General features: G+C 72.5%; 8 protein-coding genes. 6 read left to right on the top strand and 2 right to left on the bottom strand.

Annotated elements, in window-relative coordinates:
- Nucleotides 1-96: 96 nt before the first annotated feature.
- Entirely contained in the window at nucleotides 97-3,180 is a 3,084-nt protein-coding gene (locus ACX9TP_RS07315) for an aminotransferase class I/II-fold pyridoxal phosphate-dependent enzyme (protein WP_482979002.1), read from the bottom strand.
- Between the two features lie 227 nt (nucleotides 3,181-3,407).
- On the opposite strand from ACX9TP_RS07315, the gene ACX9TP_RS07310 reads away from it, so the two are divergent.
- The 3 genes from ACX9TP_RS07310 (at nucleotide 3,408) to ACX9TP_RS07300 (ending at nucleotide 7,647) form a co-directional block, all read left to right on the top strand.
- Nucleotides 3,408-3,824 carry a hypothetical protein gene (locus tag ACX9TP_RS07310; RefSeq protein ID WP_482979001.1) on the top strand — a complete coding sequence of 139 codons (417 nt, stop codon included), beginning with the start codon at nucleotides 3,408-3,410 and terminating at the stop codon, nucleotides 3,822-3,824.
- A gap of 294 nt (nucleotides 3,825-4,118) precedes the next feature.
- Nucleotides 4,119-5,507, top strand: coding sequence for a hypothetical protein (locus ACX9TP_RS07305; RefSeq protein ID WP_482979000.1), 1,389 nt, complete (start codon nucleotides 4,119-4,121; stop codon nucleotides 5,505-5,507).
- 163 nt (nucleotides 5,508-5,670) lie between these two features.
- On the top strand, nucleotides 5,671-7,647 hold the full coding sequence (locus tag ACX9TP_RS07300; protein WP_482978999.1) for a rhomboid family intramembrane serine protease: 1,977 nt from the start codon (nucleotides 5,671-5,673) through the stop codon (nucleotides 7,645-7,647).
- Between the two features lie 7 nt (nucleotides 7,648-7,654).
- Here ACX9TP_RS07300 and ACX9TP_RS07295 read toward each other — a convergent pair whose 3' ends face one another.
- Nucleotides 7,655-8,812, bottom strand: coding sequence for a M50 family metallopeptidase (locus ACX9TP_RS07295; protein ID WP_482978998.1), 1,158 nt, complete (start codon nucleotides 8,810-8,812; stop codon nucleotides 7,655-7,657).
- Between the two features lie 229 nt (nucleotides 8,813-9,041).
- Between ACX9TP_RS07295 and ACX9TP_RS07290 the strand changes: the two genes are divergently transcribed.
- From ACX9TP_RS07290 to ACX9TP_RS07280, 3 genes are all read left to right on the top strand, one after another.
- On the top strand, nucleotides 9,042-9,731 hold the full coding sequence (locus ACX9TP_RS07290) for a Coq4 family protein (RefSeq protein WP_482978997.1): 690 nt from the start codon (nucleotides 9,042-9,044) through the stop codon (nucleotides 9,729-9,731).
- A gap of 11 nt (nucleotides 9,732-9,742) precedes the next feature.
- Nucleotides 9,743-11,302 (top strand): acyl-CoA carboxylase subunit beta, encoded by a 1,560-nt coding sequence (locus tag ACX9TP_RS07285; RefSeq protein WP_482978996.1) that lies wholly within the window; start codon nucleotides 9,743-9,745, stop codon nucleotides 11,300-11,302.
- 117 nt (nucleotides 11,303-11,419) lie between these two features.
- On the top strand, nucleotides 11,420-12,028 hold the full coding sequence (locus tag ACX9TP_RS07280) for a hypothetical protein (RefSeq protein WP_482978995.1): 609 nt from the start codon (nucleotides 11,420-11,422) through the stop codon (nucleotides 12,026-12,028).
- Nucleotides 12,029-12,053 lie beyond the last annotated feature (25 nt).

Below are 12,053 nucleotides of genomic sequence, written 5' to 3'. Positions count from 1 at the left end.
TGCACCGGGATTTCCCACCATGCGGGACTTACGGACTCGGGCCCATCGAGCCGGAGGGCAGGAGGACTGTCCCGGTGTGAACAGGCCCTGCCCGCGTCATGACTTCAGCTTCGCGCCGAAGGCCAGCAGCCGCTCGCGGGCCTTCAGCAGCTTCTCGCGGGGAATGGAGAATACCGCGCGCACGCGCTCCGCGTCTCCACACCACGGGCCGCCGTTGAGCACCACGTGGGTGTGCGCGTAGATGAGCGCGGGCAGGTTCTCCGGCGTGAGGCGCTCGCCGTCCACCTCGCGGCCCAGCCACGCCGTCATCCGGGGCGCGAGGAAGAGTCCGCCCGCGTCGCTCGCGTCCGAGCGTCCGTCGCCCGGCAGCGCCTGCGCCAGCAGCTCGCGCTTCTCGGCCAGCTCGCGGCGCATCTTCGTCAGGAAGGTGCGCAGCGCGCGGTGCCGTGACGGGTAGAGGAGCTGTCCGTCCGGGCTGCGCGCATAGGCCGCGTACAGGTACGCCGCGGCGCGCGCCGTCACCAGGTGCAGCACGCCCGGGCCGCTGTCGCGCACCGCCGCGGCCAGGGCCCTGTCGCGCGTGGCCAGCCAGCCCACGCGCAGGCCGCCGGCGGCGAACTCCTTGGACAGGCCGCCCAGCAGCACCGTGCGCGCGCCCACACCGGGCACCGCGCCCTCCAGCGTCACCGGGCTGTGCACCGTCTCCGCCGTGGGGCTGGTGAGGTTGACCAGCCCGAAGATTTCGTCCGACACCAGCAGGCACCGCTGCTCCACTACATAGGTGGCCAGCGCCACCAGCTCCTCCTGCGTGAGGTAGGCGCCGGTGGGGTTGGAAGGCTGGGAGACGACGACGGCGTCCGGGGCCCCGCCGCCCTGCCCCCGCCGCGCGAGCAGCCCGGACAGCGGGCCCTGCTCCACGTCACAGCCGGCGGACACGAAGGTGGGCGGCAGCACGCCGTAGCACGGCGTGGCCAGGAAGACGCGCGGCGCGCGCCCCAGCCTCCGGCGCAGCGCCACGCCCAGGTGGTGGATGAGCGGCCAGACGCCCGGCGCCACCGCCAGGTCCTCCGGCGCGTAGCGCGCGGCGCGCGACTCCAGCAGGAAGGCGGCCACCGCCTCCGTCAGCCCCGTCTGCGTGCCCGATTCGCGCGGCGCGGTGCCCGCCGCGATGAGCCCCTCCACCAGCGGCGCGGGCAGCGGCCCCTCGTTCTCCCCGTAGTCCAGGCGCACCAGCTCCGCGTCGTCCTCGCGGAACACCTTCGGCGCGAAGGCGGGGAAGGTGGCGAGCTTCGCGATGCGCCTGGAGCGGGGCAGCGGCACCGCCGGGGCCTTGCGGGCCGCGGGCGCCTCCGGCTCCGTGAAGGAGATGCGGAAGGACAGCAGGTCCGCGAAGGTGCGCTCGTAGAACCACTCCGCCAGCGTGCTGATGCGCGAGTACGTCACCTCCGCCGCCACCTCCAGGTCCGCGCGCAAGGGCTCCGGCACGGGGAGCAGCAGCGTCAGCTCCAGGTCCGGCCACACCGCGTTCTTGATGAGCCCGTAGAGCACCACGAGGTTCGGCGCATACGGCTCGCGCGCGAGGAACTCGAAGAGGGTGTGGGGCTCCACCGCGCCGGTGATGTTGAAGAAGGCGCTCTCGTCCAGCACCACCCAGATGCCCCGCCGCGCCGTCTCCGCGAGGATGTCGCGCAGCACCGCCAGGTTGGTGCGCTCGCCCGGCTCCACCGTCAGCAGCACCAGCTTCACGTCGAAGGCCGTCAGCAGCTGGCGGACCTCGTCCAGCGTGGTGTGCGTCACCGTGGTGCGCACGCCCGCCTTCTCCAGCGCCCGCGCGTAGAGCGGCTGCAGGTTGCGCGACACCAGCACCTCGTCGCCCGCGTCGCACGTGGCCATCAGCAGCGAGTAGACGGCCTGCTCCCGCTCGGGCGCGACGAACAGCTCCTCCTCCGTCAGCTGGAGCCCGAAGTACCGGTCCAGGTAGCGCACCACGCGGCGGCGGAAGGACGCGTCCCCCGCCTCGTGCGCGTACGGCATCAGCGGCCCCTTCGCCAGCCGCGCCGCCAGCTCCGCCACGAAGCCCAGCTGCTCCGCCGACGCCGCGCCCAGGTCCAGCTCCTCCTGCAGCGACGCGGCGCCCAACTCACGCAGGGCCGCGCGCAGGGCCAGCGTCTCGCGGGGCAGCGCGAGCTGCGCTTCCCACACCGCCACCTCGTGCCACACCGGGTGGCCCGCCTGCAGCCAGCCCAGCGCCGTGGCCGCGCGCAGCGGCTCCGGGCTGCGGGCCTCCATGAAGAACTCGAACTCGCGCCCGGTGCGCTGCTCCAGCGCCACCAGCGGGCGGATGTCCGTGTCCGCCGCCTGCATCACCCGCCGCGCCACGCGGACCCTGGGCGTGAAGCCGCGCCGGGTCAGCATGCGCTGGATGATGGGACGTCCCGGCCGGCCCGCCAGGTTGAGCAACAGCCGCCCTCCCGGCGACAGCCGCTCCGGGGCCTCGTCCAGCAGCCGCGCGATGAGCCCCAGCCCGAAGTGGTCCTCGTAGACGTTCTGCAGCGTGCAGTAGTTGGACAAGTCGTACAGCGCCTGCTCGTCGGCCTGGGACAGCTCGGCCGGCAATTCCTGCTCCTCGCCGCGCAGCACCTGGGGGATGCAGCCCACCACGAAGTCCCACGGGGCCTCCGAGGGTACGCCGCGCAACAGGTCGCTCTCCCCGAAGGACAGGCGCGCCACCAGCGCCTCGTCGCCGTTGAGCCACGCGTTGCACCGCGCCACCACCGGCGAGTGCGGGTTGAGGTCCGCGCCGTGCACGTGCGCCAGCCGGGTGAACTTCGCCAGGGCGATGCAAATCCAGCCCGAGCCCGCGCCCACCTCCACCAGCCGCTTCCCCGCGTACTCGTCCAGCGGCACGCTCAGGAGGCCCTCCATGAAGGTATAGGCCCACGCCTCGGGGGCGAAGATGGACGGCAGGAGGAACAGCTCCAGCCGCTCCTGGGACGCGCCCACCGCCACCGTCACCGTCACCAGCCGCAGCGGCGCCGTCTCCGGACGGCCGCGGGCGGCCTCGGCCAGCTCGCGCAGCTCCGTCAGCGCCCGGGGACGGCGGTCCGGGTGGGACAGGTCCTCCGACAGTGCGCGCAGCAGGTGGAAGGCGTCGCGAGGTGAGGCGGGGTAGGTGGCCATGACGCGCGGACTGTCCCGGGGGACCCGTCGCCTGTCAACGACGACACCTATCTCCTGTCCACGAGTCTCGTGGCGCCCCGACGCAACAGGTTGGCGCCCCGGGACGAGTCAAGAATTCAAGGCATGGCCGTAATAAGGGGTGAGCGGTCCGGCGCGCGGGACTGACGAAGCAACATCGATGTCGCTCATGCCTGTGGATGGAACCCCGTAGTGGAGAGGGGGAAGTGATGGAGATGAACATCTGGTCGCCGGTGCTGACCGGCGTGGTGGGGATGACGAGCGCGCAGCCACTGTCGCAAAGGGTCTCCAGGGACCCCGCGCGCAAGCGGTGGGAGGCGCAATCGTGGCGGAGGCAGCTTCGCAACCCGGGGGAGTACGAGACGCCGGTGGCGCGTGGCGCGCTGGTACAGGCGCTGGTGGCGGAGGGCCTCACGGTGGACGCGGAGGTCGCCCGCTTCGCGGGGGCGGCGGAGGACCGGGCCTGCATCAGCATCGCGCAGGTGGTCCGCTTCGCGGACACGCTGGCCTTGCGCATGGCGCTGGCCCGCACGGATGACCAGGTGCTGCAGCTCGCGCACCTGCGCCGCAACGCCGAGGAGCTGGCGGAGCGGATGATTGAGTGGGCCAACGCCGGCCGCCTCTAGCTTGAGGCACGGCGGGCGCCCACATGAGGAGCGGCATCATGATGAGGGCAGCCCGTCCCAGACAGCCGCGCCGGGAAGTACCGGCGCGCGACACACCCGTGGGGCCACGCACGCGCCGCTCCCACGCGCCCGGTGCGCTGCGACGCGCGTCCGGGAGGAAGATGACCGTGACTCCAGACGGGCTGGCGCCGCCCTGCTGGCTCGCCCGCCTTCTCTCGAACGGGTGACACTCCGGGAGGGGGAGCGGGCGCGTCATCCTTGACAGCCCCGGAGCCCGGCTGTTCTCACGGGGGCATGTTCTCCTCGCTCGTCCTGGCGGCCACCCTGGCCGCGGCTCCCGCTCCCCGCTCCGCCGCGTCGGCGCAGACTGTCGTCCACGTCCCCAAGCTGGATGCGATGGCGGGCCTGTCCGCGTTCCTGGAGCGCGCGGGCACGCACGCGGCGCTGCTGCGCCCGTCCGCCTGGCGCGCGGAGCTGCACCCCTTCCTCGTCATCGACCCGACGAAGCCCGAGACGCTCTCCGAGGCGGGGTTGGACCCGGCGGGCCCGGCCACGGTGTCCCTGCGCGAGGACGGCCGCGTGTCCTGCCTGCGCATGAAGGACGCGAAGCGCTTCCAGACGAAGGCGGCCGAGGCCATCGCCGCCGCCGGGGGTGACGAGGCGAAGCCCGCCACGTCGAAGGGCGTGACGACGGTGAGCGTGTCGCGCGCGGCGGGCGGCAGCATGGGCTATGCCCTCAAGGGCCAGGACGTGTGCTCCTTCGGCGCCACCGAGTCGGGCGGCCCCGCGCTGCTGAAGGAGGCGGTGAGGCTGGTGGGCAGGGCCCCCGCGCCGGACGCGCGGCTGGGCAAGGTGACGGGCGTGGCGTACCTCGCGTCCGGCGACACGGTGCTGGGGCTGGACGGCACGGGCACGGCGCTGAAGGTGGACGGCACGGCGCTGAAGCTGCCGCTGCCGCCCCTGCAGGCGAAGGGCACCAGCCCCTACGGGGCGATGAAGGCGGACGGCATGCTCTTCTCGCGCGCGGCGGTGGCCCCCGCGGGCGTGGCGCAGGCGGTGGGCTCGCTGCGCGCCACCATCCAGTCCGTGTGCCCCGCGTGTCCGAAGGAGCAGGTGCAGGCCATGGCGGACGCGGTGGGCAAGCAGCTCACCGGAAATCTGTTGGTGAACATGGACACCGTGCAGGTGCGCGGCTCGCTGCGCGCGCCGGAGACGCGCTTCTTCGCCGTGCGCCAGGCGCTGGCCGCGGAGGTGACGGACGCGGCGGCGGTGAAGTCCGCGCTGGCGCCCATGTCCAGCTTCCCGGGCGCGAAGGCGCTGGCGGACGGCTGGGCCCTGACGGTGAAGGGCGGCAGCGTCTTCGTGCGGCTCAAGGACCAGCAGCTGGTGGTGGGCAACGACGAGGCGGTGACGCAGGCCACGCTGGCCGCGCTGCCGGCGGCGGGCGCGAAGCTGGAGCGCGCGGCGGACTTCTCGCTGGACCCCAAGCGCCTGGCGCGCGGGCTCAACCAGGTGTCGCTGTCGGACGTGCTCGCGGACGAGCAGCTCGCCGCGCTCTTCGCCATCAGCTCGGAGCTGGGCCCGCTGCTGGAGCAGAGCGACCGGATTACGGGGTGGATGGACAGCGCCCCCGGCGGCGCGCACCGCTTCTTCCTCACCTGGACGCTGCCGGCGGCGAAGTAGGCCCGCCCGCCCCCACCTGGAGCGCGGCCCCGCAGTGACGGGGCGTTCCAGACGCCGGGGAAGCGCGGCATGATAGATGGCGGGAACGCACGCGCCGGGCAGCCCCGGGCGCTCGCGTGACTCGAGGGGCGCCGTTGCCGCCCCATGAGGGGGACCTGCCGAGATGATGATCTTCCTGCCCCTGGGTGTGGACGGAGCGGAGCTGGACCGCCTGCCCCGCGTGTCCATCGGCATCGCCGTCGTGTGCGCCCTGGCGTTCGTCGCCACGTGGGTCATCCCCGCCGAGCCGCTGGGCGTGGGCGATGACGACGTGAATCAGCTGGCGGAGCAGTCGCTCGAGCACTCCGAGCTTCAGTTCCCCGCCACCTGCTCCGAGCGCTTCCTGTCCGACCATGGCCGGAAGCTGATGGCGCGCCTGCGCGAAAAGGTGAAGGAGAACGACGACCCGTCCGTGGACGTGGCGAAGCGCCAGCAGCAGCTGGACGCGCGCTGCGATGAGCTCATCGTCAGGACCGACAGCGCGTCGCTGCGGCGCTTCGCGCTGGTGCCCGCGCGCGGCATCGCGCAGCCCGGCTGGCTGACGTACATGTTCCTGCACCTCGGGTGGATGCACCTGCTGGGCAACCTGCTCTTCTTCTACGTCGTGGGCCTGCTGCTCGAGGACGCCTGGGGACGGCCCCTCTTCGCGGCCTTCTACCTGGCGGGAGGCCTGGTGGCGGGCCTCGCCCACTTCGCCATCGAGCCCTCCTCGCAGGGGGTGATGGTCGGCGCGTCCGGCGCCGTGGCCGCGTGCATGGGCGCGTTCTGCCTGCGCTTCGCGCAGCGCCGGGTCCGCGTGGGCTACTTCATCTGGTTCCTGCGCATCTGGCGCGGCACCGTGCCCGTGCCCGGCTGGGCCTGGGCGGGCCTGTGGTTCGGCAACGAGGTGCTGAACTACCTCCTCTGGGGCAACAACACGGGCGTGGCGGTGATGGCCCACATCGGCGGCTTCGCCTTCGGCTTCGCGGGGGCCTCGCTGATGCGCGCCACGCAGCTGGAGGAGCGCGTCGTGGCACCCGCGCTCGCGGCGGCCCAGGGCGGCTGGGTGGCGGACCCCCGCGTGGCGGAAGCCCAGGCGGCGCTGGACCGGGGAGACCTGAAGGAGGCGCGAGAGGGCTTCATGCGCGTGCTGTCCGGCCAGCCGGACCACACGGACGCGCTCCTGGCCCTGGGACGGATGGACCTGGAGGACGGGAAGCTCCAGCTCGGCCTCACGCGGGTGGAACGGGCGCTGAACGTACTGGCCGGACGCGCGTCGGCCGAGGCCCTCTGGCTCGCGGTGGAGCAGCTCGGCACGCTGCTCCCCCTGGAGCGGATGCGCCCCGCCACCGCCTGGCGCGTGGCGCAGGCCCTGGAGGGAGAGGACGCCCCACCCGCCGCGACGCCCACGACGGAGGCCCTGTACGTCGTGGCCGGTACGGCCTCGGGCGCCGTCGCCGTGCGCGCCCTCATCCGCGCCGCGGAGCTGCGGCTGGCGCAACACAAGCATCCGGAGAAGGCGGGCGAGTACCTGGCCCGCGCGAAGCCGCTGCTGACGGGAGACACCGCCACGCTGGCCGAGCGCGTCCAGGCCCTGGAGGCGGAGGTGGCGGCGGCGCTGGACAGGGGCGGCCGGCGCGGGGTGGAGCCGGGCCAGTCCGCGCCCGCCATCGACGCGCCCGCCGCGCCGCCGCGCATCATCCCCTGCCGCCTCCTGAGCCTGAGCGACAAGGCCGTGAGCCTGGAGTCCGCCAACGGCCAGCGCCGCACCCTCGCGGTGACGGAGGTGCTGGCGGTGGCCGTCGGCATGCTGCCCATCGCCGGGGCGCCGGGCACCCCGCCCCGCCAGACGGTGCTCACCGACCTGGTGGTGTCCTGGGGCAGCGGCGCCCAGGGGCCGGTGGTGCTGCGCATCAACGTCCCCGGGCTGTCGCTGCCCCAGCTGTACCCGGGCCTCGCCCAGCGCGACGCGTTCGCGAAGCTCCTCACGGACTTGCTGGAGGCCTCCTCCGCCACCGCGCTGCCGGACAGCGCGTCGCTCAAGCAGGGCCGGTACCCGCGGTTCGCCAGCGAGGCCGAGCTGAGCCAGCAGTTCTACGGCGTGGGCGCGGCGGCGGCCTGACGCGCCCTCACGCGGGGCGCTCCTGCTGGAAGTCCCGCGGCCTGGGCCCGGGGCGCTCCGCCCGCGCCTCGTACAGCGCCAGCCCGCGCTGCACGTCCGCCAGGTCCAGCGTGCCCACCAGGCTCCCGTTCGCCGCCACCACGGCGAGGTGCGGCACCTCGTTCTCCGCCATGCGCCGCAGCGCGGTCCACCCGTCCTCCTCCATCTCCGCCATCAGCGCCGGCCGCATCAGCTCGCGCGTGGTGCGCGTGGCCCGCTCCACCTCCGGCACCTGCTGCACGGGCTCCAGCCACACCCAGCCCACGGGCCGCCCGTCCTCCGTCACCGGCAGCACCAGCCGCCGCGCCTGCCGCAACGCCCACATCGCCTCCCACAGCGACGACGACGCCTCCACGCCCGCCAGCCGCGGCGTCATCAGCGCCGACACCGGCACGCGCGCCAGCGTGTCCTTCATCCGCACCTGCCGCGCCTCGCCCTCCGCGCCCAGGTAGATGAACACCGCGATGACCACCAGGAACGGGTTGAGGACCAGCGCGCCCACCAGGCCGAACAGCACCGCGAAGCCCTTCCCCATCAGCGACGCCACCCGCGTCGCGCGCACCGCCCCCAGCTTGCCCGTCAGCGACGCGCGGACGATGCGCCCCCCGTCCATGGGGAACGCGGGCAGCAGGTTGAAGGCGCCCAGGAAGAAGTTGAGGCTCGCCAGGTAGAAGCACGCGAACTGGAGGTTGAAGGAGCGCGTGCCCTGCAAGAGCCACGTCAGGACTCCGAAGATGGCCGCCATGAGGAGGCTGGTGAGCGGCCCCACCAGCGCCATCAGCGCCTCGTCCCTCGGGCGCGGCGGCGCCTCCGTCAGCTCCGACACACCGCCCACCATCATCAGCGTAATCGAGCGCACCCGCCCGCCCCGGGCCAGCGCGTAGACGGTGTGCGCCAGCTCGTGCACGAACACGGAGAAGAACAGGCCCACCGCCACCCCCAGCCCCCACCACGCGGGCGAGCCGAGCAGCCGCTCCGGAGGCACCTCGGCCACCTCCGCCGCCTGGCGGAAGGCCCCGCCGAAGCTGAACGCCAGCAGGGGCAGGATGAGCAACAACGTGAAGTGGACGCGGATGGGAATGCCGCGAAACGCGCCCACCTGCAAAGAACCCCGCGCAGCGCGCATGGCGGACCTCCAGGCCCGAAACGTCCGTCCCCGCCGCCCGGTCCGCACGGACCCGGGAGTTGCCCGTTCGGCCGCCCGCCTCCTGAGTGTCCGCTCCCGGTCGCTCGGGATGTCCGCCCGCGAGCACCGCCCCACCTCACGCGCCCGCCTCCGTCCCCCCCGGCGCATACCCTGAAGGCCCCCCCAGGACGCCCGGCGCGGCGGCGTCCCCACAGCTCGAGAGGCAGGCATGCGCAACCCCGTCGCGTATGCCCGGACAGCGTGGCGCATGGCGCGCGCGCTCCGGGACCCGGAGCAGCTCCAGGACATCCTGGAGCTGGCCGCGGTGCTCGCCCCACCCGCCGCCATGCGCAGGCTGGTGGAGCGGCTGATGCAGCACGACTCCGCCGCCCGGGCCTTCGTCGAGCGGCCGCGCGTGGGCTTCCTCCACCTGGCCTCGCTGCGCCACCTCCCGGAGGGGACGCTGGGCCGCGCCTTCGCGGACCATCTGGTGGAGAACGGATTGGACCCGGACGCCCTCCCCGCCCTGGAGGCCCACACGGACGAGGAGTACGTGCGGGCCCACATGCTGGAGTCCCACGACGTCTGGCACGTCCTCACCGGCTTCCACACCGACGTGGCCGGAGAGCTGGGCATCCAGGCCTTCAGCCTCGCCCAGGTGGGCAGCCCCTTCGCCCTGGGCATCCTCGCGGGGGGGCTGGCCAACACCCTCCTCTACGCCTTCTCCGAGCGGGACGTGCGCATGCGCGCCATCGTCCGGGGGTACCTGCTGGGCCACCGCGCGCGCCTGCTCTTCGGCGCGCCCTGGCGCCGGATGTGGGAGCTGCCCCTTGCCGAGGTGCGGCAGCGGTATGCCCTGGACCTCGAGGCGGTGGAAGCCGTGCTTCCGGGGAGCGCGGAGCCCGCCCAATCGTGCTAGAGGGGGCGCCCATGGACGAGACCTCCGAGAACCCCCTCCGCGCACGGCTCCAGCAGCTGGAGAAGCAGGCCGAGCTGGGCGGCGGTGCCGACCGCATCGCCAAGCAGCACGAGGCCGGCAAGCTGACGGCCCGCGAGCGCATCGACCTGCTGCTCGACCCGGGCTCCTTCTGCGAGCTGGACAAGTTCGTCACCCACCGCTCGAGCGACTTCGGCATGGGCGACAAGAAGATTCCCGGCGACGGCGTCGTCACCGGCTACGGCACCGTGGAAGGCCGCAAGGTCTTCGTCTTCGCCCAGGACTTCACCGTCTTCGGCGGCTCGCTGTCCGGCGCCTATGCCCAGAAAATCTGCAAGATCATGGACATGGCCACCCGCGTGGGCGCGCCCGTCATCGGCCTGAACGACTCGGGCGGCGCGCGCATCCAGGAGGGCGTGGAGAGCCTCGCCGGCTACGCGGACATCTTCCTGCGCAACACCCTGGCCTCCGGCGTCGTCCCCCAGATTTCGCTCATCATGGGCCCGTGCGCGGGCGGCGCGGTGTACTCGCCGGCGATTACGGACTTCATCATGATGGTGAAGGACACCTCCTACATGTTCATCACCGGTCCGGACGTCATCAAGACGGTGACGCACGAGGAGGTGACGAAGGAGGCGCTGGGCGGCGCGCTCACGCACAACCAGAAGTCCGGCGTGGCGCACTTCGCGGCGGAGAACGAGCAGGCCGCCATCGTCATGACGCGCGAGCTCTTGTCCTTCCTGCCCTCCAACAACCAGGAAGACCCGCCCGTCCAGCCGTGCGAGGACGACCCGTTCCGCGCCGAGGCGTCGCTCAAGGACATCGTCCCGAGCAACCCCAACAAGCCCTACGACATCAAGGAAGTCATCAAGGCCGTCGTCGACGACAAGCACTTCTTCGAGGTGCAGGACCAGTTCGCCAAGAACATCGTCGTCGGCTTCGCGCGCATGAACGGCCGCAGCGTGGGCATCGTCGCCAACCAGCCCGCGGTGCTGGCCGGCGTGCTGGACATCGACGCGAGCGTGAAGGCCGCGCGCTTCGTGCGCTTCTGCGACTGCTTCAACATCCCCCTCATCACCTTCGTGGACGTGCCCGGCTTCCTCCCCGGCACCTCGCAGGAGTGGGGCGGCATCATCACCCACGGCGCCAAGCTGCTGTACGCCTACGCCGAGGCCACCGTCCCCAAGGTCACCATCATCACCCGCAAGGCCTACGGCGGCGCCTACGACGTCATGGCGTCCAAGCACATCCGCGCGGACATCAACTACGCCTGGCCCACGGCCGAAATCGCCGTCATGGGCCCCGAGGGCGCGGTGAACATCATCTTCCGCAACGAGCTGCTCAAGGCCCCCGACGCCGCGGCGGAGCGCGCGAAGCTCACCGCCGAGTACCGGGAGAAGTTCGCCAACCCGTTCAAGGCGGCGGAGCTGGGCTACATCGACGAGGTCATCCGTCCGGAAGACACCCGTTCCCGCGTCATCCGCGCGCTGGAGATGCTGAAGGACAAGCGCCAGGAAAACCTGCCGCGTAAACACGGCAACATCCCGCTGTAGGCTGTTCCCCGGGCGGGAGGGCTGCCCTCCCCTGGCTGGAGGGCAGGCAGGCACGCGCCATCCTGGAAATTTGAGGGTGGCGCGCGGGCTTTCAGGTTGCCAGGAAAGGAACCCATTTTGTCCCACCGCCGACTCATCCTCTTTCTCTCCGACGTTGAAGGTAACCTCACCGCGCTGCGCCAGACGCTGAAGCGCGTATGTGAGGCAGTCGACCTGGCCACGCCTGAAGTGAAGTGGCTGGAGTCGCCGCCCGAGGGCCTTTCCGAGGCGGGCTGGCACGCCGCCGAGCTGGAGCTGCCCCCCGCTCCCGGCCGCAAGGCCCGCAAGTCCGAGCAGCCCTTCCTGGAGGAGCAGCTGGACGCCATGACGCAGGCCCTGGCGCAGGACTTCCGCGACAGGGCGCTGGGCATCTTCGTGGACCGGGAGCACAGCTACGCGCGCACGTGCGTCAGCGGCCCGGGCCGCCCGTCGAAGGCCGTGGAAGGCGAAGTGCTGGACGTCATGCGCCAGGCCGCGCGCTGGCTGGACGTCGAGACGGGCATGCTGGCCAAGCTGTTCGGTGGCGGCAACGCGGCGCGCAACCTGCTGGCCGCCGCGGTGGACTTCGGGAACGAGCCGGGCAAGCCCATGCCCCCGCCCGAGCCGGACGAGGATGACCGCTTCGTGGAGGCCAAGCTGGCGCAGGCCAAGGTCTACATGGAGCAGTACCTCACCCACCGGAAGTAGGGGCGCGAAATCCGGGGCGCCCCGT

This window comes from Pyxidicoccus sp. M15 (assembly GCF_056858435.1).
This window is presented reverse-complemented; position numbering and strand designations above follow the sequence as displayed.

What these genes read in the sequence shown, in the direction of transcription:
- ACX9TP_RS07315 (WP_482979002.1), bottom strand. Translation starts at nt 3,180, where the DNA reads ATGGCCACCTACCCCGCCTCACCTCGCGACGCCTTCCACCTGCTGCGC.
- ACX9TP_RS07310 (WP_482979001.1), top strand. Translation starts at nt 3,408, where the DNA reads ATGGAGATGAACATCTGGTCGCCGGTGCTGACCGGCGTGGTGGGGATG.
- ACX9TP_RS07305 (WP_482979000.1), top strand. Translation starts at nt 4,119, where the DNA reads ATGTTCTCCTCGCTCGTCCTGGCGGCCACCCTGGCCGCGGCTCCCGCT.
- ACX9TP_RS07300 (WP_482978999.1), top strand. Translation starts at nt 5,671, where the DNA reads ATGATGATCTTCCTGCCCCTGGGTGTGGACGGAGCGGAGCTGGACCGC.
- ACX9TP_RS07295 (WP_482978998.1), bottom strand. Translation starts at nt 8,812, where the DNA reads ATGCGCGCTGCGCGGGGTTCTTTGCAGGTGGGCGCGTTTCGCGGCATT.
- ACX9TP_RS07290 (WP_482978997.1), top strand. Translation starts at nt 9,042, where the DNA reads ATGCGCAACCCCGTCGCGTATGCCCGGACAGCGTGGCGCATGGCGCGC.
- ACX9TP_RS07285 (WP_482978996.1), top strand. Translation starts at nt 9,743, where the DNA reads ATGGACGAGACCTCCGAGAACCCCCTCCGCGCACGGCTCCAGCAGCTG.